The organism is Curtobacterium sp. MCLR17_036 (assembly GCF_003234445.2).
Lineage (GTDB): Bacteria > Actinomycetota > Actinomycetes > Actinomycetales > Microbacteriaceae > Curtobacterium.
On sequence record NZ_CP126269.1, the window covers coordinates 1,584,467 to 1,602,784 of the forward strand.

Here is an 18,318-nt window from a genome sequence, read left to right on the forward strand (position 1 = left end):
GGACGGCATGCCGAGTGCTCTGCCGATCGCCGATCCTGCGCCGTCGGACGGCCTGATCACACCCGGTGCCGACGCCGGGGACGTGCCCTTCGGCGTCTACGTGCACGTGCCGTTCTGCCGGGTCCGCTGCGGGTACTGCGACTTCAACACGTACACGGCGTCGGAGCTGCGCGGCGTGCGGCGTGACGACTACGCCGGGCACGCGGTGCGCGAGATCGAGTGGGCCGCGACCGTGCTCGACCGCTCCGGTGTGCCGCGTCGCCCGGTGTCGACCGTGTTCTTCGGTGGCGGCACCCCGACGATGCTGCCGGCGTCCGACCTGGCGATGATCCTCCGTGCGATCGACGACACCTGGGGCATCGTGCCCGGGGCCGAGGTCACCACCGAGGCGAACCCCGACTCCGTCGACGCCGCGTCGCTCGAGACGCTGCGGGCCGGCGGCTTCAACCGGATCAGCTACGGCATGCAGTCGGCGGTGCCGCACGTGCTCGCGACCCTCGACCGTACGCACGACCCGCTCCGGGTCCCCGTCGTCGTCGACCTCGCGAAGCAGCAGGGCCTCGACGTCTCACTGGACCTCATCTACTCGACCCCGGGGGAGTCGCTGCAGGACTGGCGCACGTCGCTCGACGCCGCGATCGCCTGCGAGCCGGACCACGTGTCGGCGTACTCGCTCATCGTCGAGGACGGCACCGCGATGGGCCGGATGGTGGCCCGTGGCGACCTGCCCGCGCCCGACGACGACCTCGCCGCCGACATGTACGAACTGGCCGACCAGGTGCTCGGCGACGCCGGCTACTCCTGGTACGAGGTCTCGAACTGGTCCCGCGGCGACGCGCACGCCAGTCGGCACAACCTGTCGTACTGGAAGGGCCACGACTGGTGGGGCGTCGGACCCGGCGCACACTCGGCCGTCGCCGGCACGCGCTGGTGGAACGTCAAGCACCCGGCCGCGTACGCGAACCGGGTGCTGTCGGGGGAGTCGCCGGCCGCCGGCCGCGAGACCATCGACGCCGAGACGCGGTACGTCGAGCGCCTGCTGCTCGCGGCGCGGGTCCGTGGGGAGCTCGCGACGAGCGAGATCCGCCAGGAGGCCCGTGGCCGGGTCGCCGGCCTCATCGCGCGCGGGCTGGTGGACGGGTCGGCCGCGGTGCGGGGACGCATCGACCTGACCCTGCAGGGTCGCCTGCTCGCGGACGCCGTGGTGCGCGAGCTGCTCGACTGAGCCGCTACTCCTTGATGAACTCGATTGCGAGCGGGTAGCGGTAGAACTGCCCCTGGTTCGCGGCGATCGCGGCGATGATGCTGAACACGATCGTCACGACGGCGACGATCGGCAGCAGCACCAGGCCGATGAGCACGATGACGAGGATGCTCGACACCAGGTACGCGATGCCCATCGTGATGTGGAAGTTCAGGGCGTTCCGGGTGTGCTCCCGCACGAACCGGCCGCGGTCCCGCAGCACCAGGTAGGCCACCAGCGGGACGATGAAGTTCGAGAAGATCGCGCCGACGTGGGTCAACGTGGCCCAGAGGCGCTGGTCCTCGGGGCGCATCGGTTCCGGGAGCCGGTAGCCGGGAGGGAACTCGGGGCCGCCGGGCTGCTGTCCGTAGGTCATGCCCGCAGCGTACCGACCGCCGCGGGGTCCCGGCCGGACGGTGGTCGGGCGTAGGATCAGCAGTCGACACGTCCGAGTGCCAGATCAGTCCGGAAGGAGCGCGCGCGTGGTCAGTGAACGCAGCCTCGAGGTCCTGAAGGCGATCGTGCGCGACTACGTGGCATCGCGCGAGCCCGTGGGGTCGAAGACGATCGTCGAGCGGCACGCCTTCGGCGTCAGCGCCGCCACGATCCGGAACGACATGGCCCTGCTCGAGGACGAACAGCTCATCGTCGCGCCGCACACCTCGTCGGGTCGTGTGCCGACGGACAAGGGGTACCGGGTGTTCGTCGACCACCTGGCGGCAGCGCGCCCGCTGACCAGCGCGCAGCGGCACGCGATCGAGACGTTCCTCGGGGCCCCGAACGACCTCGACGAGGTCCTCGGCCGCACGGTCCGGCTGCTCAGCCAGCTCACGAACCAGGTCGCACTCGTGCAGTACCCGTCGATGGTGCGGGCGCGGGTGCAGCACGTCGAGCTCGTGCGCCTCGGTGACACCCGCCTGATGGTGGTGCTCATCACCGACACCGCACGGGTCGAGCAGCGCGTCGTCGAGACCGACGTCGCCCTCGACGAATCGGCACTCACCGAACTCCGCACGGTGCTCAACGGCGCGACCGTGGGCCTGCTGCTGCAGGACGTCGCGACGGCGCTCCGCGCTGTGCCGCAGCAGATCCGTCCGGACGCCCAGACCCTCGCCGGGGTGGTCGTCGCGACCCTCATCGAGCAGGTGGCGGCCAACCGGCAGGACCGCCTGGTGATGGCCGGCGCGGCGAACCTGGCGAAGAGCGAGCAGGACTTCTCCGGCGGGCTCTTCCCCGTGCTCGAGGCGATCGAGGAACAGGTGACCCTGCTCCGGCTGTTCGGCGAGATGCAGATCGACGACGGCGTGGCCGCGCGCATCGGCGTCGAGAACGCCGAGTACGGGCTCGACGCGACGAGCATCGTCGCCGGGGGCTACCTGGCCGGCGGGGAGCTCGCGCGACTCGGCGTGCTCGGCCCGACCCGGATGGACTACGGCACGAACATGGCTGCCGTGCGCGCCGTCGCTCGGTACCTGTCCAAGCTCCTGGGCGAACATTGACGGACCGCCCCACCCGCCGGGGCGGGCCGACCCACGCGGGTCGACCCGGGCCTCCCGGCCGACCGACGACCACCCGGACCGCGGCGACCGCCGCTCCGGACCGACCGAACGAAACCGACTGAGGGATACGTGGCAGACCACTACGACGTCCTCGGCGTCCAGCAGGACGCCTCCGATGCCGACATCAAGAAGGCCTACCGCCGCCTGGCGCGTGAGCTGCACCCGGACGTGAACCCGTCACCCGACGCCGCCGAGCGCTTCAAGGACGTGACGCACGCGTACGACGTGCTGAGCGACCCGGAGCAGCGGCGCCGGTACGACGCGGGCCCGCAGGGCGACAGCCCCTTCGGCGGCGGCGCCGGCGGGTTCAGTGACATCTTCGACGCCTTCTTCGGCGGCGGCGGTGGGGGCGGCGGCCGCGGCGGCGGACCCCGCAGCCGGGCCGAGCGCGGGCAGGACGCCCTGCTCCGCCTCGACGTCGACCTCGACGAGGTCGTCTTCGGCACCCACAAGGACGTCGAGGTCGACACGGCCGTGCTGTGCGAGACCTGCCACGGGTCCTGCTGCGCGCCGGGCACCAGCCCCCGCACGTGCGACATCTGCGGCGGCTCCGGGCACATCCAGCGCCAGGTCCGCTCGCTCCTCGGCAACGTCGTCACGAGCGCGCCCTGCGGCACCTGCCGCGGCTACGGCACGGTCATCCCGAGCCCCTGCCCGACGTGCCAGGGACAGGGTCGCGTCCGCGCCCGCCGCACGGTCCCGGTGGACATCCCCGCCGGCGTCGACTCCGGTCTGCGCCTGCAGATGCCGGGCCAGGGCGAGGTCGGCCCGGCCGGCGGTCCCGCCGGTGACCTCTACCTCGAGGTCCGCGTCCGGCACGACGACGTCTTCAGCCGCGACGGCGACGACCTGCTCGCCACGCTCGAGGTCGCGATGACCGACGCCGTGCTCGGCACGACGACGACCATCGACGGCCTGGACGGTCCGGTCGAGCTCGAGATCCGACCGGGTGTGCAGAGCGCCGACGTCCTGGTCATCAAGGACCGCGGCATCACGAAGCTCCGGGGCAGCGGCCGCGGCGACCTCCGGGTCGGCGTGCAGGTCGTGACCCCGACCAAGCTGTCGCACAAGGAACGGCAGCTCGTCGAGCAGCTCGCGAAGTCGCACAAGGCGTCGGCGCCGCAGCTCGCCCGGTTCCAGCAGGGCATGTTCGGCAAGCTCCGCGACCGGTTCTTCAACCACTGATGGCGTCGCTCTACCTGGTCGAGACGCTCGACGGTGTCGCCGCCGGGGACCAGGTGTCCCTCGACGGGGCCGAGGGCCGGCACGCCGTGTCGGTGGCCCGCGTCCGCGTCGGTGAGGCCCTGCGCCTCGGCGACGGGCGGGGCACGGTGGTGACGGGTGCGGTCGAGTCGGTCGGGCGCGACGCGCTGGTGCTGTCCGTGGCGACGGTCGCCGTCGAGCCGGCACCGCGCCCGTCCCTGACGCTCGTGCAGGCACTGGCGAAGGGCGGGCGCGACGAGATGGCGGTGCAGGCCGCGACGGAGATCGGCGTCGACCGGGTCGTGCCGTGGTCGGCGGCCCGCAGCGTCTCCCGCTGGGAGGGCGCCAAGGTCGAGAAGGGCCGGGCCCGCTGGGCCGCGATTGCGCAGGAGGCCTCGAAGCAGGCGATCCGGTCGCGGGTCCCCGTCGTCGAGGACCCGGTGACGACCGCGCAGCTGGCGGGCTCGATCGGCACCGGCCGGGCGGTGCTCGTGCTCGACCCGGTCGGCGACGTCCGTCTCGCCGGGTGGGAACTGCCGGACGACGTCGACGAGATCGTGCTCGTCGTCGGCCCCGAAGGGGGCATCGACGGTGCCGAGTTCGACCGGCTCGAGGCCGCCGGCGCGGTGCGGGTGCGGCTCGGCGACACCGTGCTCCGGACGTCGACCGCGGGTCCCGCGGCCCTCGCCGTCCTGCAGGCCCGGCTCGGCCGCTGGTGAGGGAAGACCCGAGGTCAGCCGTGCGTCCTACGATGGAGTCATGAGCACCAGCACGCCCAGCGTCTTCTCGAAGATCATCGCGCGCGAGATCCCGGCGACCGTCGTCGCCGAGGACGACCGCGTGATCGCGATCGAGGACATCGCGCCGAAGGCCCCCGTCCACGTGCTCGTCGTCCCCAAGACCGAGCAGTACGCGAACGTCGCCGAACTCGCCGCCGGCGACCCCGACCTCCTCGCCCACGTGGTCGCCACCGCGCAGCGCATCGCCGACGAGCGCGCCGACGGCCAGTTCCGACTCGTCTTCAACACCGGCGAAGCCGCCGGTCAGACCGTGTTCCACGTGCACGCGCACGTACTCGCAGGTGAACTGCAGGAAGGCACCCTTGCCAGCTGACGAAGTCGCACAGCCCACCCCCGCCGTCGAAGCGGACGTCTCCGACGCCCTGCAGGTCGACGGCATCGCCATGGTCCAGCTGCTCGGCCCACAGGACCGGCTCCTGAAGACCGTCGAACGCCAGTACCCGGACGTGCGGGTGGTGGTGCGTGGCAACGAGGTCACGCTCACCGGTCCCGAGCGCGCGGTCGCCCGCGCCCGGGCCCTCGTCGACGAGCTCGTCGGCATGGTCCGCCGCGGGCAGGACATCGGTCCGGCCGACATCCCGACCTCCGCGCGCATCCTCGACGACGACCGCAAGCCGTCCGACACCTTCGGCACGCCGATCGTGTCGAGCCGCGGCAAGTCCGTCCGCCCGAAGACGGACGGGCAGCGCGCCTACGTCGACGCGATCGACGAGCACACCATCACCTTCGGCATCGGGCCGGCCGGTACCGGCAAGACCTACCTGGCGATGGCGAAGGCCGTGCAGGCGCTCCAGCGGCGCGAGGTCACCCGGATCATCCTCACGCGTCCCGCGGTCGAGGCCGGTGAACGGCTCGGCTTCCTGCCCGGCACGCTCACCGACAAGATCGACCCGTACCTCCGGCCGCTCTACGACGCCCTCAACGAGATGATGGACCCGGAGCTCGTGCCGAAGCTGCTCGCGGCGGGCACGGTCGAGGTCGCCCCGCTCGCGTACATGCGTGGGCGCACGCTGAACGACTCGTTCGTCGTCCTCGACGAGGCGCAGAACACCACGCCCGAGCAGATGAAGATGTTCCTGACGCGGCTCGGGTTCGGCTCGAAGATGGTCGTCACGGGCGACATCACCCAGGTCGACCTGCCCGGCAACGTCTCCGGCCTGCGGCTCGTCACCCGGATCCTCGAGTCGGTGGAGGACATCCACTTCGCCCGTCTCGGCAGCGAGGACGTCGTCCGCCACACACTGGTCGGCCGGATCGTCGACGCCTACACCGTCTACGACGAGGAACGCCTCGCCGAGCAGGCCGGGCACCGCCCCGGCGGCCGCGGCACCGCCCCCACGGGCAACCCCGACGGGGCGAACCGCGCCGAACGCCGCGGCCGGCCCCCGCAGGACCGCCAGCGGTCCCCGTACCCCCAGAACGACGCCAGAGGAGACAACCGGTGAGCATCGAGCTCAACAACGAGTCCGGGGTCCAGGTGGACGAGGCCGCGATCCAGCGCCTCGCCGCCTTCGCCCTGGACGCGCTGCACGTCCACGCCGACGCGGAGCTCGCCGTCGTGCTGGTCGACGAGGGCGCGATGGAGCAGCTCCATGTGCGGTGGATGGACGAGCCCGGCCCGACCGACGTCCTGAGCTTCCCGATGGACGAGCTCCGACCGGGCACCGAGGACGACCCGACCCCGGCCGGGCTGCTCGGCGACATCGTGCTCTGCCCGCAGGTCGCCGAGGAGCAGGCGAAGACCGCCGGCCACTCGACGACCGACGAGATGCTGCTGCTCACCTGCCACGGGATCCTGCACCTGCTCGGCTTCGATCACGCCGAGCCGGACGAGAAAGCCGAGATGTTCGGCCTGCAGGGCGAGATCCTCACCGCCTACGCCGCGCAGCAGCGGGGGCGGTGACCGGTGCTCGTCGTCGCCGGTCTCCTCGCGGTGGCCCTGGTGCTCGTCGTCCTCGGCGGGCTGCTGGCCGCGAGCGACGCCGCCCTGTCGGTGGTGTCGCGTGCCGACCTCGACGAGATCGCCCGCGGCAACAAGCGCCGTCGGGCTCTCGAGGCGATCGCCGACGACGTCGGCGCGCACGTCAACGCGCTGAACTTCTTCCGGGTCCTGGCCGAGACCGCGGCGGCGGTCCTCGTCACGATCGCGCTCGTCCGGGCCTTCGACAGCTGGTGGGTGGCCCTCGTGCTCTCCGCCGTCGTGATGACCGCGGTGTCCTTCGTGCTCGTCGGGTCGAGCCCGCGCAGCGTCGGCCGCGCGCACGCCGAGGCCCTGCTCGGCACGACCGGCGGCCTCGTCCGGGCCGTCCGCATCGTGCTCGGTCCGCTCGCGGGGCTGCTCGTCCGCATCGGTGACCGCGTGACGCCCGGCCGTGGCCGCAGCGCCTCGACGGTCTCGAGCGAGGAACAGCTGCTCTCCCTGGTCGACGAGGCCACCGAGAGCAACGTGCTCGAGGACGAGGACCGCGAACTCATCCACTCGGTGTTCGAGTTCAGCGACACCCTGGTGCGCGAGGTCATGGTGCCCCGCACCGACATGACCACCGTCGACGGCGCCGATACCCTCGCCGCGGGCATGGAGCAGTTCCTGGCCGCCGGGGTGTCCCGGATGCCGGTGACGGGCAAGGACAGCGACGACGTGCTCGGCGTGCTGTACCTGCGCGACGTGTCGCGGGCGCTGTACGAGCGCCCCGGTTCCGGCGCCGAGCCGGTGACGGCCCTGCTGCGACCCGCCGAGTTCGTGCCGGAGTCCAAGCCGGCCGACGACACCCTGCGGCACATGCAGGTCGCGAAGAACCACCTGGTCCTGGTGGTCGACGAGTACGGCGGGGTCGCCGGCCTGGTCACCATGGAGGACCTCATCGAGGAACTCGTCGGCGACATCTCGGACGAGTACGACCGCACCGTGGTCGACCGCACCGAGGTCGAGCCCGGCGTCTGGCGCATCGCCGCCCGGCTGCCGATCGACGACCTCGGCGACCTGTTCGGCATCGAGCTCGACGACGACGACGTCGACACCGCCGGCGGCCTGCTCACGAAGGAGCTCGGGCACCTGCCGTCGGCCGGCGACACCGTGACCGTCTCCGGCGTCGTCCTGACCGCCGACCGCGTCGAGGGCAAGCGCCGACACCTGATCACCGTGCTCGCCGAGCGGACCGACGCCCTGGCCGGCGCCGAGGACGCCTTCGAGGACGCCGCACACTCCACGACGGGAACCCCGCACGCATGAGCGACACCGAGTCCACCACCGAGGACGGCCCGGCACGTCCGTACCGCGCCGGCTTCGTCTCCTTCGTCGGCCGCCCGAACGTCGGCAAGTCCACGCTGACCAACGCCCTGGTCGGCGAGAAGGTCGCGATCACCTCGTCGAAGCCGCAGACCACCCGGCGCGCGATCCGGGGCATCGTGCACCGGCCCGACGGCCAGGTCATCATCGTCGACACCCCCGGTGTGCACCGCCCGCGCACGCTGCTCGGCGAGCGGCTCAACGACCTCGTGCAGTCCACGCTCGGCGACGTCGACGTGATCGGCTTCTGCGTCCCCGCGAACGAGCCGATCGGCCCGGGCGACCGGTTCATCAACGACACCCTCGACCAGTACCCGCGCGCCAAGAAGATCGCGATCGTGACGAAGATCGACCGCACGGCGAAGGACCGCGTCGGCGAGCAGCTGCTCGCCGTCTCGAAGCTGCGCGACTGGGACGCGATCATCCCGACGTCGGGCACGAAGGGCCTGCAGCTCGAGGACCTCCTCGGCGAGATCACCTCGTTGCTGCCCGAGTCGCCGCAGCTGTACGACTCGTCGGCCGTGACCGAGGAGACCGACGAGGAGCGCATCGGCGAGCTCATCCGCGAGGCCGCGCTCGAGGGCGTCCGCGACGAACTCCCGCACTCGCTCGCCGTCGTCATCGAGGACGTCGTCGAACCCGACGACGAGGACGACCCGGACGGTCCGCTGCGCATCTTCGCGAACCTGTTCGTCGAGCGGGACAGCCAGAAGGCGATCGTCATCGGTCGGAAGGGTGAACGCCTGAAGGACGTCGGCACGCGTGCGCGGGTCGAGATCGAGTCGCTGCTCGGCGGCCGGCACGTGTTCCTCAACATCCGGGTGAAGGTGGCCAAGGAGTGGCAGCGTGACCCGAAGCAGCTCGGACGCCTCGGCTTCTGACGGCCCCGAGCGGGTCATCCCCGCGACGGACGCCGCGGCGGGGCGGGCACCGTACCGTGGACGGGTGTTCCGCCCGATGCTCCGTTCGCAGGTCCTGACCGACGCGGTGGTGGCCGTCGTCCTCGGCGGGCTCGTGCTGCTCCTGTCCGGGCAGGTCGCCGACGGACCGCTCACCGTCGTCACGGTGGTCGGCATGACCGCGGCGCTCGCCCTGCGGCGACTCGCGCCGGGGCTGGCGCTCAGCATCGCGTGGGTCGTCGCGGTGTTCGAGATGGTCACCCGGCAGAACCCGGACGTGTCGAACGTCTTCATCGCCGGGGTGATGTACGCGACGAGCGCCTACGGCAGTGCGCGCGTGCGGATCGCCGGGCTCGTGTCGGCGATCGGCGGATCGGTGACCGCCGCGCTGTACATCGGGATCGGCGACTACCAGCAGCGGCTCGGCATCGAGACGGCGACGACGCCGCTCGAGGAGTCGCTCCGCGTGACCGGCTCGTACTTCGCCGTCGTCCTGGTCCTGCTGCTGCTGCCGTGGCTCGCGGGTCTGGTCGTGCGGTCCCGCCGGGTGGAGAGCCTGAGCCGCGAGGCCCAACTGCTCGCGGAGCGCGACGCCGCGCGTGCCGACCGCGCCGTCGCCGTCGAGCAGGAGCGCGTCCGCATCGCCCGCGACATGCACGACATCGTGGCGCACTCGCTCGCCGTCGTGATCGCCCAGGCCGACGGTGCCCGGTACGCGCTGAAGGCCGACCCGGCGGTCGCCGACACCGCCCTCGGCACGATCTCGACGACGGCGCGGCGGGCGCTCGGCGACGTGCGCGAGCTGCTCGGGGCCCTGCGGCACGAGCAGGGCACGGCGCCGACGCCGGAGATCGACGACATCGACCGGCTCGTCGGCGAGATGCGCGAGCTCGGGCTCGACGTGCGGGTCGACCGTGACGGCGACCCGTCCGGGCTGCCCACCTCGACGCAACTGGCGGTGTACCGGATCGTGCAGGAGAGCCTGACGAACGCCTACAAGCACGGCGAGCCCGGCAGCCCCGTCCACGCGTCGCTCACCTACCGCCCGGACACCGTCGAGATCGCCGTCGTGAACCGCCGTGCCGACGACGGCACCCGCGGTCCCGGCACCGGTCACGGGCTCGTCGGCATGCGCGAACGAGCCACGATGACCGGCGGCACGATGACCGCCGGGGTCCGCGGCGACGACTTCGAGGTCGCCGTGCGCATGCCCGCAGTCCCCGCCAGCGGGCAGATGCCCCGCGGCCGCACCACCCCGACCGAGCAGGAGCGCACCGCACGATGACCACCACCCCGCCGTCCGAGCAGCGGATCCGCGTCGCCCTCGTCGACGACCAGTCGCTCTTCCGCACCGGCATCCGGATGCTCATCGACTCGCAGCCCGACCTGCAGTTCGTCGGCGAGGCCGGCGACGGTGCCGAGGGCGTCGAGCTCGTCCGTCGCACCCGGCCCGACGTCGTGCTCATGGACGTCCGGATGCCCGTCATGGACGGCATCACGGCGACCGGACGGATCGTGGAGCAGTCCGGCACCGACGGGGCGAAGGTCCTCGTGCTCACGACGTTCGACTTCGACGAGGCCGCCGCCAAGGCCATCCGCGCCGGGGCGAGCGGCTTCGTGCTCAAGGACGCCGACCCGGAGTTCCTGCTCGCCGCCGTCCGCACCGTGCACGCCGGCACCGCGGTGTTCGCGGCCTCGGCGACGCGTGAGCTGCTGCGGCGGTACGACGACTCGGTCGAGCGGGCCGCCGCCGTGCCCCCCGCCTTCGCGGAGCTCACCCCCCGCGAGCGCGAGATCTTCGACCTGGCCGCGCGCGGCTTCAGCAACAGCGAGATCGCCCAGCACGAGTACGTCAGCGAGGCGACCGTGAAGACCCACATCTCGCGGGTCCTCACGAAGCTCGGGCTGCGGGACCGGGTGCGGCTCGTCGTCTTCGCGCACGAGCACGGGCTGGTCGCGAAGAACGACTGACGGGTCATCCGCTCGGATGACCCCTGCACAGGCAGGGGAGCCGAGCGGACGATCCACAGGAGCCGCCCGACGGACGCGGGGCGGGCCTCCCGACCGTCATCGTTGACGCATGACCAGCCACGAACCGATCATCCGACTCGACCACGTTTCCAAGCACTACGGCGACGCCTCGCGTCGCGTGACGGCGCTCGACGACGTCAGCGTGGACATCGGCGCGGGGGAGTTCACCGCGGTGATGGGGCCGTCCGGTTCCGGCAAGTCGACGCTCATGCACGTCGCGGCCGGGCTCGACGCCGTCTCGTCCGGCCGCATCCGGATCGACGGGGTCGACATCACCGGTCTCGGCGACAAGGACCTCACCGAACTCCGTCGGCGCCGACTCGGCTTCGTGTTCCAGTCGTTCAACCTCGTGCCGACGCTCGACGTCAGCGAGAACATCCGGCTGCCGTTCCTGCTCGGCGGCCACAAGCCCTCGGCGGACGAGACCGCGTGGATCGACCGCCTGGTCGACATGCTCGGCCTCGGCAACCGCCTGTCGCACCGGCCGCACCAGCTGTCGGGCGGTCAGCAGCAGCGCGTCGCCATCGCCCGGGCCCTCGCCTCGCGGCCCGCGGTCGTCGTCGCGGACGAACCGACGGGTGCCCTCGACTCCCGCACCGGGCGGGACGTGCTCGCGATCCTGCGCGGTGCCGTGCAGGAGTGGGGCCAGAGCGTCGTCATGGTGACCCACGACCCGGTCGCCGCCGCCAACGCCGACCGCATCCTGTTCCTGGCGGACGGCCGCATCGTCGCGGACCGCTCCGCGATGGACGCCGCCGCGATCTCCACCACGATGCTCGGGATGGAGGCCGCAGCGTGAACGGCGTCCGCTCCTTCGCCCCGACGATCCTGGTGGCCGCCCTCGGCACCACCTTCGGCTCCGCCCTGGTCATCGCGCCGGGGATCGTCGTGCAGGCCCTCGGCGCGGCCGGGCTCGCCGACCTCGGCCCCGTCGAGGCGATCCTGTCGGTGGTGGGCTGGTTGTTCCTCGGCATCGCGCTCTACGTCGGTGCGATCGTCACGGCGAACACCTGCGCGACGCTGATCGCCGGGCAGACCCGCATCATCGCCCTGCAGCGCCTCGTCGGCGCGACGGGGGCGACCCTGCGGGCGCGGATCACCCGGACCGGGTTGGTCGTCGGCATCATCGGCGGCCTCGCCGGAGCCGTCGTCGGCACCGCGCTGTCCGCGGTCTTCGTCCTGGTGCTGCGCGGCAACGGCTTCCTGCCGGACACCGAGTACACGCTCGTGCCGTGGGAGCTCGTGCTGCCGATCGTGGCCGTCGTGCTCGCCACCTGGGGTGCCTTCGCCGCGGGATCGCGCCGCGTGCTCACCGTCACCCCGCTCGAGGCCCTGTCGTCGAGCGTCGAACCGAGCCATGACGACGTCCGATCGGGCACCGCGCGCAAGGTCTGGGCGATCGTGCTCATGGCCGGGGGAGCCGGACTCGTGCTCCTCGGTCTGGCGCTCAGCGCCGGTTCGCCCGTGGCGGTGCTGCCGGCCGCGCTCGGCGGGTTCGTCTCGTTCGCCGGTGTCGCCGTCGGTGCGACCATCGTGATGCCCCCGGTGCTGCAGCTCATCGGCCGGATCGGCTCGCACGACCCGGTGGTGCTGCTGGCCGGGCGGAACGCGATGCGGGCGCCGGCGCGGTCCTCGCGGGCGACCATCGGGCTCGTCATCGGCGTCACGCTGCTCGTGACCTTCGCCGTGGCGCTCGGCATCATGCAGCACGTGCTCGAGGCCCAGCTCGAGGACATGAACAGCGGGCAGGCGACCGCCGACATGCTGCAGGCCCAGAACGACTTCTTCGTGCAGCTGAACGCCGTCGTCAGCGTGGTCGTCGGGTTCTCCGCCGTGATCGCCGCCGTCGGGGTCGTCAACGCCCTCGCGCTCGGCGTGCTGCAGCGCCGGCGGGAGCTCGGGCTGCTGCGGGTCCTCGGACTCACCGGCGCCCAGGTGCGCCGGATGATCGTCACCGAGGCCGTCCAGATGGTGGTCGCCGCCGTCGTCACCGGCCTGGTGCTCGGCACCGTGTACGGCTGGGTCGGCGGGCAGACGCTGCTCGGCTCGCTCGGCACCCCGGTGACGCCGGTGCTGCCCCCGCTGACGATCGGCATCGTCGTGGTCGGGGCCCTCGTGCTCGCCGTGGTCGCGACGATCGCCCCGGTGCGGCGCGCGATGCGCGTCCCGCCGACCGAGGCCCTCGCCGTCGACTGACGCGCGCCCCGGTCGCGCTGCGTGACGGACAGGAGGCCCGGTGCCGGTGTGCGCCGGGCCTCCTGTCCGTCGTGGGGCGCCGTCGCCGTCGAGGGTGCACGAACTGTCGCCCGACCGCCCCGCGAGCGACACTTCGTGCCGCCTCGGCGTCGCACGTGCGGCGTGTCGTGACCTCTGGACGGCGGCACCGCGCCAGCCCTGCACGCCTCGGCGCCCGTCGGCGTCGGTACCGGCGTCACACGCTTGCGACAGACTGGTACACCAGTGCTACCGTGGGTCCCGATGTACTCGGCACACCTCCTCCTTCGCTGCCGCGACGAGGCCTGACACACGGCCCACCTCGTCGCGGAGTCCGTCGTGGCCTGACCCACACCTGACGACGAAAGCGACGCACGATGCAGAACACGCAGCAGCCCTCCGGGATGCCGATCCACAAGTACGTCCCGTTCCACGAGCAGATCGCCGTGGACCTGCCGGACCGCACCTGGCCGACGAAGCGCATCGACACGGCGCCGCGCTGGTGCGCGGTCGACCTGCGTGACGGCAACCAGGCCCTCATCGACCCGATGGACGCCGAGCGCAAGCGCGCGATGTTCGACCTGCTCGTCGGCATGGGCTACAAGGAGATCGAGGTCGGGTTCCCGAGCGCCTCGCAGACCGACTTCGACTTCGTCCGCTCGCTCATCGACGAGGGCGCGATCCCCGACGACGTCACGATCCAGGTGCTGACCCAGGCGCGCGAGCACCTCATCCAACGCACGTACGAGGCGATCGACGGCGCGAAGCAGGCCATCGTCCACCTGTACAACTCGACGAGCATCGTGCAGCGCGAGGTCGTCTTCCGCACCGACGTGCAGGGTGTCGTCGACATCGCCGTCGCCGGCGCGAAACTGTGCAAGGCGGCCGAGGCGACCCTGCAGCACGACACGACGGTCTACTACGAGTACTCGCCGGAGTCCTACACGGGCACCGAGCTCGAGGTCGCGCTGGAGATCTGCAACGCCGTCCTCGAGGTCTTCGAGCCGACGCCCGAGCGCAAGGTCATCATCAACCTGCCGGCGACGGTGGAGATGGCGACGCCGAACGTGTACGCCGACTCGATCGAGTGGATGTCGCGGAACCTCGCCCACCGCGAGGACGTCATCCTGTCGTTGCACCCGCACAACGACCGCGGCACCGCCGTCGCCGCCGCCGAGCTCGGCTACATGGCCGGCGCCGACCGCATCGAGGGCTGCCTGTTCGGCAACGGTGAGCGCACCGGCAACGTCGACCTCGTCGCGCTCGGCATGAACCTGTTCACGCAGGGCATCGACCCGGAGATCTCGTTCGCGGACATCGACCAGGTGAAGCGCACCGTCGAGTACTGCAACCAGCTGCCGGTGCCCGAGCGCCAGCCGTGGGCGGGCGACCTCGTCTACACGGCGTTCAGCGGCTCGCACCAGGACGCCATCAACAAGGGCTTCGAGGCGATGAAGGCCAAGGCCGCCGCCGCGGGCAAGGACATCGACGAGATCGAGTGGGCGGTGCCCTACCTGCCCGTCGACCCGAAGGACATCGGTCGGTCGTACGAGGCCGTCATCCGCGTCAACTCCCAGTCCGGCAAGGGCGGTGTGGCCTACCTGCTCAAGACCGACCACGCCCTGGACCTGCCGCGCAAGCTGCAGATCGAGTTCTCCGGTGTCGTCCAGCGGCACACCGACACCGAGGGCGGAGAGTTCTCGTCGCAGCGCATCTGGGACGTGTTCCAGGACGAGTACCTGCCCGCGGCGGTCGACGACGAGAAGTGGGGCCGCTACGAGCTCACCAAGACGGCCACGTCGAGCGACTTCGACGGCACGACCTCGCTCTCCGTGGCACTCCGCGTCGACGAGGGCTCGGTCGAGGCCGACGCCGTGGGCACCGGCCCGATCGACGCCTTCCTCAAGGTGCTCGCCGAGCAGGGCGTGCAGGTCACGCTCTACGACTACTCGGAGCACACGATGAGCGCCTCCGGTGACGCGAAGGCTGCGTCGTACGTCGAGCTCGACGTCGACGGGGTGCGCCTGTGGGGTGTGGGCATCGACGCCGACATCGCGACGGCGTCGCTCAAGGCGATCGTCTCCGCGGTGAACCGTGCGGTGCGCGCGGGTGCCGCAGCCGGGGCCGACTCGCCGGAGCTCGTCTCCGCCTGAGTCCACCTGCCAGGAGGCGCGGTGCGGGTCCGTCCCGCACCGCGCCTCCTGCTGTGGGCGAGTGGACGCTGGCGCGCCGTCGTTCCTGCCCATGGCGCCTGCGATGGGAAGCAGTTCCGCGCGTGGGAGGACGGAACTTCGTGCCTCCCACGCGCGGATCAGCCTCCCGTGCGCGGAACGACCTCCCACGCGCGGAACTGCACCCGCCCCGGTACCAGGCGCGGTGGTGTCGGGGGAGCGGGGGATACTGGGGGCATGCCGCTGTACCGGGACGAGTGCGTCGTGTTGCGCACCCACAAGCTCGGCGAGGCCGACCGCATCGTCACGATGCTGTCGCGGCAGCACGGCAAGATCCGTGCGGTGGCGAAGGGTGTGCGGCGGACCGCGTCGAAGTTCGGCAGCCGGCTCGAGCCGTTCATGGTCGTCGACGCGCAGTTCTACGAGGGGCGCTCGCTCGACATCGTCACCCAGGCCGAGTCGCTCGGGGCGTACGGCGCGCAGATCGTCGCGGACTACGGCGCGTACACGGCAGCCAGTGCCATGGTCGAGACCGCCGACCGGTTGAGCGAGGCCGACGCGGGGTTGCAGCAGTACCTCTTGCTCGTCGGTGCCCTCCGGTCGCTGTCCCGCGGGGAGCACCACTCGAGCGCCACGCTCGACTCGTACCTGTTGCGGGCGATGAGCATCGCGGGGTGGGCGCCGTCGTTCGCCGACTGCGCGGTGACGGGTGAGCCGGGGCCGCACTCGGCGTTCGTCGTGCAGCTCGGCGGGGTGGTGGCGGACCACGCCGCGCCTCCCGGGACGCCGCGGCTCGACCCGGCGACGCTCGGCGTGCTCGGGTCGCTGCTCGCCGGCGACTGGGCGACGGTGGACGCCACCGACGAGCGGACGCGTTCGCGGGCGTCCGGCGTGGTCGCGGCCTACGCCCAGTGGCACCTGGAACGATCGCTCCGGTCCCTGCCGCACGTCGACCGCACCGAGCACCCGCTGCCGGTGCCGCAGACGCACGGCGGAACCGAGGCGACGGCGCGTGCGGTGGCCTCGACACCGGCGCCGTGCCCGACCCCGATCCCGCTGTCGAAGGCCCCCACCGCATGAGCCCCCGCCCTCCCGCCGACGCCGAACCGTTCCGCCCGGTCGACTGGACCGGCGAGACGCCCCCGGCGATCCCGGCCCGGTTCGTGCCCGAGCACGTGGCGATCGTCATGGACGGCAACGGTCGGTGGGCGAACGGTCGCGGGCTGACGCGCATCGAGGGGCACAAGGCCGGCGAGGCGTCGCTGCTCGACGTCGTCGCGGGTGGGATCCAGATCGGCGTGCGGCACATCTCTGCGTACGCGTTCTCGACGGAGAACTGGAAGCGTTCCCCGGAAGAGGTCCGCTTCCTGATGGGCTTCAACCGCGACGTCATCCGGCGTCGGCGCGACCAGCTGCACGAGTGGGGTGTCAAGGTGCGGTGGGCCGGTCGGCGTCCGCGCCTGTGGCGGAGCGTCATCGACGAGCTCGAGACCGCCGAGCGGATGACCGCGGCCAACGACGTGCTGACGCTGACGATGTGCGTCAACTACGGCGGCCGGAACGAGATCGTCGACGCGGTGCGGGGCATGGCCGAGGACGTCGCCGCGGGCCGGCTCAAGCCGAGCCAGGTCACCGAGAAGGCCCTGGCGAAGCGGCTGTACGTGCCGGAGATGCCCGACGTCGACCTGTTCCTCCGCAGTTCTGGGGAGCAGCGCACCAGCAACTTCCTGCTCTGGCAGTCGGCCTACGCCGAGATGGTGTTCCTCGACCGGCTCTGGCCGGACTTCCGTCGCACCGACCTGTGGAGTGCGATCGAGGAGTACGCCCGCCGCGACCGTCGCTACGGCGGCGCGGTCGACGCCCCGACGGCCTGACCCAGCCCGAGCGCGCGAACGAGTCCGCGAGCCCGGAATCCCGAGACACCGAGAGCCCGAGACCCGTTCAGCCGGGCAGCGGTCCGTCGAGCAGGTGCGCCGACGCCCGCACGGCCTCCAGGGTCGCCCAGACGCTCGGCACCCGGTCGGCCCCGCGCGCCACGACGACCTCGACCCGGCGCGCGAGCTCGTCGTCCGCCGGGGCCACCCGCACCTGCGGCGGCAGGACGGTGGTGACGAGGGCGAGCCGGGGGAGCAGCGCCACCCCGAGCCCCGCGGCGACGAGGCCGACCACGGCGGCGGCGTTGTCGGTCTCGAGCACGATGTCCGGCGTGAAGCCCGACGCGGCGCACGAGGCGAGCAGGTGCCCCCGGCAGCGCGGACACCCGCCGATCCAGCGGGCGTCCCGGAACGCGGCGAGGTCGACCGCCGCGTCGCGGCGCTCCGGTGCCGTGGCGTCCCGGGCGGTGACGAGCGCCAGGGGATCGCGGCCGAGCGCCCGGGACCACAGCGCCGGGTCGGTCCCGGTGTCGTCGCCGACGTGGGTGAACGTCAGGGCGACGTCGACCTCGCCGCTCCGGACGAGCTCGAGGGCCTCGGGCGGCTCGACCTCGACGTACGAGGTCGTCACACCCGGCGCGGTCGACGCCATCGCCGCGAGCACGGCGGGCACCAGGGTCGACGAGGCGCTCGGGAACCCCGCCAGGCGCACCCGGCCCCGGCTCAGCCCGCCGACGGCGTCGAGGTCCTCGCGCGCGGCGCTCAGCGCGGCCTGCACGTGCAGGGCGTGGTCCGCGAGCACCCGCCCGGCGTCGGTCAGCGACGCACCCCGCCCGCCGCGACCGTCCTGCCCGGAGCGCAGCACGAGCGTGTGGCCGAGGCGCTGCTCGGCCCGGGCGAGCAGCTGGCTGACGGCCGGCTGGCTCGACCCGAGGGCCGCGGCGGCGCGGGTGATCGACCCACCGTCGGCCACGGCGCGGAGGACCCGGAGCAGCTGGGGATCGATCTCATCCATCACGTGATGTTATCGCCGGCACA

Annotated in this window: 18 protein-coding genes; 16 read left to right on the top strand and 2 right to left on the bottom strand. The window is 72.2% G+C overall.

All coding sequences use genetic code 11. The annotated features are described in order from the left end of the window. Positions 1-7 precede the first annotated feature (7 nt). Complete coding sequence (gene hemW / locus DEI99_RS07455; protein ID WP_111042775.1) at positions 8-1,225, top strand: radical SAM family heme chaperone HemW; 1,218 nt, start codon at positions 8-10, stop codon at positions 1,223-1,225. A 4-nt stretch (positions 1,226-1,229) separates the two neighbouring features. On the opposite strand, the gene DEI99_RS07460 is transcribed toward hemW, so the two are convergent. After that, the gene (locus tag DEI99_RS07460) at positions 1,230-1,619 is read right to left on the bottom strand and encodes a DUF4870 domain-containing protein (RefSeq protein WP_258369590.1); all 390 of its coding nucleotides are present in this window, start codon (positions 1,617-1,619) and stop codon (positions 1,230-1,232) included. Between the two features lie 106 nt (positions 1,620-1,725). On the opposite strand from DEI99_RS07460, the gene hrcA reads away from it, so the two are divergent. From hrcA to DEI99_RS07535, 15 genes are all read left to right on the top strand, one after another. Then, positions 1,726-2,742, top strand: coding sequence for a heat-inducible transcriptional repressor HrcA (gene hrcA / locus DEI99_RS07465; RefSeq protein ID WP_111042776.1), 1,017 nt, complete (start codon positions 1,726-1,728; stop codon positions 2,740-2,742). A gap of 129 nt (positions 2,743-2,871) precedes the next feature. Beyond that, the gene (dnaJ, locus tag DEI99_RS07470; protein ID WP_111042777.1) at positions 2,872-3,987 is read left to right on the top strand and encodes a molecular chaperone DnaJ; all 1,116 of its coding nucleotides are present in this window, start codon (positions 2,872-2,874) and stop codon (positions 3,985-3,987) included. Continuing rightward, a complete protein-coding gene (locus DEI99_RS07475; protein ID WP_111042778.1) occupies positions 3,987-4,724 on the top strand; it encodes a 16S rRNA (uracil(1498)-N(3))-methyltransferase in 738 nt (245 codons plus the stop codon). Before dnaJ ends, DEI99_RS07475 begins: the two co-directional genes overlap by 1 nt. Positions 4,725-4,764: 40 nt before the next feature. After that, positions 4,765-5,118, top strand: a complete 354-nt coding sequence (locus DEI99_RS07480; RefSeq protein ID WP_071254666.1) for a histidine triad nucleotide-binding protein — start codon at positions 4,765-4,767, stop codon at positions 5,116-5,118. Positions 5,119-5,188: 70 nt separating this feature from the next. Beyond that, positions 5,189-6,250: a PhoH family protein gene (locus tag DEI99_RS07485; protein WP_258369593.1), complete on the top strand. Its 1,062-nt coding sequence runs from the start codon at positions 5,189-5,191 to the stop codon at positions 6,248-6,250. Further along, a complete protein-coding gene (gene ybeY / locus DEI99_RS07490; protein ID WP_071254672.1) occupies positions 6,247-6,708 on the top strand; it encodes an rRNA maturation RNase YbeY in 462 nt (153 codons plus the stop codon). Before DEI99_RS07485 ends, ybeY begins: the two co-directional genes overlap by 4 nt. A gap of 3 nt (positions 6,709-6,711) precedes the next feature. Further along, positions 6,712-8,034: a hemolysin family protein gene (locus DEI99_RS07495; RefSeq protein ID WP_111042780.1), complete on the top strand. Its 1,323-nt coding sequence runs from the start codon at positions 6,712-6,714 to the stop codon at positions 8,032-8,034. Continuing rightward, positions 8,031-8,972 (top strand): GTPase Era, encoded by a 942-nt coding sequence (gene era, locus DEI99_RS07500; RefSeq protein WP_111042781.1) that lies wholly within the window; start codon positions 8,031-8,033, stop codon positions 8,970-8,972. The genes DEI99_RS07495 and era overlap by 4 nt, the downstream gene beginning before the upstream one ends. Then, positions 8,938-10,275 (top strand): sensor histidine kinase, encoded by a 1,338-nt coding sequence (locus DEI99_RS07505; RefSeq protein ID WP_146247184.1) that lies wholly within the window; start codon positions 8,938-8,940, stop codon positions 10,273-10,275. The genes era and DEI99_RS07505 overlap by 35 nt, the downstream gene beginning before the upstream one ends. Further along, positions 10,272-10,961: a response regulator gene (locus DEI99_RS07510; protein ID WP_111042783.1), complete on the top strand. Its 690-nt coding sequence runs from the start codon at positions 10,272-10,274 to the stop codon at positions 10,959-10,961. The genes DEI99_RS07505 and DEI99_RS07510 overlap by 4 nt, the downstream gene beginning before the upstream one ends. A gap of 109 nt (positions 10,962-11,070) precedes the next feature. Further along, positions 11,071-11,820 carry an ABC transporter ATP-binding protein gene (locus tag DEI99_RS07515; protein ID WP_071254686.1) on the top strand — a complete coding sequence of 250 codons (750 nt, stop codon included), beginning with the start codon at positions 11,071-11,073 and terminating at the stop codon, positions 11,818-11,820. Beyond that, entirely contained in the window at positions 11,817-13,217 is a 1,401-nt protein-coding gene (locus DEI99_RS07520; RefSeq protein ID WP_111042784.1) for an ABC transporter permease, read from the top strand. The genes DEI99_RS07515 and DEI99_RS07520 overlap by 4 nt, the downstream gene beginning before the upstream one ends. A gap of 395 nt (positions 13,218-13,612) precedes the next feature. Continuing rightward, positions 13,613-15,388, top strand: coding sequence for a 2-isopropylmalate synthase (gene leuA / locus DEI99_RS07525; protein ID WP_111042785.1), 1,776 nt, complete (start codon positions 13,613-13,615; stop codon positions 15,386-15,388). 255 nt (positions 15,389-15,643) lie between these two features. Then, positions 15,644-16,486 carry a DNA repair protein RecO gene (gene recO, locus DEI99_RS07530; RefSeq protein ID WP_284180985.1) on the top strand — a complete coding sequence of 281 codons (843 nt, stop codon included), beginning with the start codon at positions 15,644-15,646 and terminating at the stop codon, positions 16,484-16,486. Then, positions 16,483-17,280 carry an isoprenyl transferase gene (locus tag DEI99_RS07535; RefSeq protein WP_071297285.1) on the top strand — a complete coding sequence of 266 codons (798 nt, stop codon included), beginning with the start codon at positions 16,483-16,485 and terminating at the stop codon, positions 17,278-17,280. The genes recO and DEI99_RS07535 overlap by 4 nt, the downstream gene beginning before the upstream one ends. Before the next feature lie 67 nt (positions 17,281-17,347). Here DEI99_RS07535 and DEI99_RS07540 read toward each other — a convergent pair whose 3' ends face one another. Further along, entirely contained in the window at positions 17,348-18,295 is a 948-nt protein-coding gene (locus tag DEI99_RS07540) for a LysR family transcriptional regulator (RefSeq protein ID WP_111042435.1), read from the bottom strand. Between the last annotated feature and the right edge of the window lie 23 nt (positions 18,296-18,318).

Coding starts and splice junctions, on each gene's coding strand:
- recO (WP_284180985.1), top strand. CDS start 15,644: ATGCCGCTGTACCGGGACGAGTGCGTCGTGTTGCGCACCCACAAGCTC.
- DEI99_RS07515 (WP_071254686.1), top strand. CDS start 11,071: ATGACCAGCCACGAACCGATCATCCGACTCGACCACGTTTCCAAGCAC.
- DEI99_RS07460 (WP_258369590.1), bottom strand. CDS start 1,619: ATGACCTACGGACAGCAGCCCGGCGGCCCCGAGTTCCCTCCCGGCTAC.
- DEI99_RS07540 (WP_111042435.1), bottom strand. CDS start 18,295: ATGGATGAGATCGATCCCCAGCTGCTCCGGGTCCTCCGCGCCGTGGCC.
- DEI99_RS07485 (WP_258369593.1), top strand. CDS start 5,189: ATGGTCCAGCTGCTCGGCCCACAGGACCGGCTCCTGAAGACCGTCGAA.
- DEI99_RS07535 (WP_071297285.1), top strand. CDS start 16,483: ATGAGCCCCCGCCCTCCCGCCGACGCCGAACCGTTCCGCCCGGTCGAC.
- DEI99_RS07475 (WP_111042778.1), top strand. CDS start 3,987: ATGGCGTCGCTCTACCTGGTCGAGACGCTCGACGGTGTCGCCGCCGGG.
- DEI99_RS07480 (WP_071254666.1), top strand. CDS start 4,765: ATGAGCACCAGCACGCCCAGCGTCTTCTCGAAGATCATCGCGCGCGAG.
- hemW (WP_111042775.1), top strand. CDS start 8: ATGCCGAGTGCTCTGCCGATCGCCGATCCTGCGCCGTCGGACGGCCTG.
- DEI99_RS07510 (WP_111042783.1), top strand. CDS start 10,272: ATGACCACCACCCCGCCGTCCGAGCAGCGGATCCGCGTCGCCCTCGTC.
- leuA (WP_111042785.1), top strand. CDS start 13,613: ATGCAGAACACGCAGCAGCCCTCCGGGATGCCGATCCACAAGTACGTC.
- era (WP_111042781.1), top strand. CDS start 8,031: ATGAGCGACACCGAGTCCACCACCGAGGACGGCCCGGCACGTCCGTAC.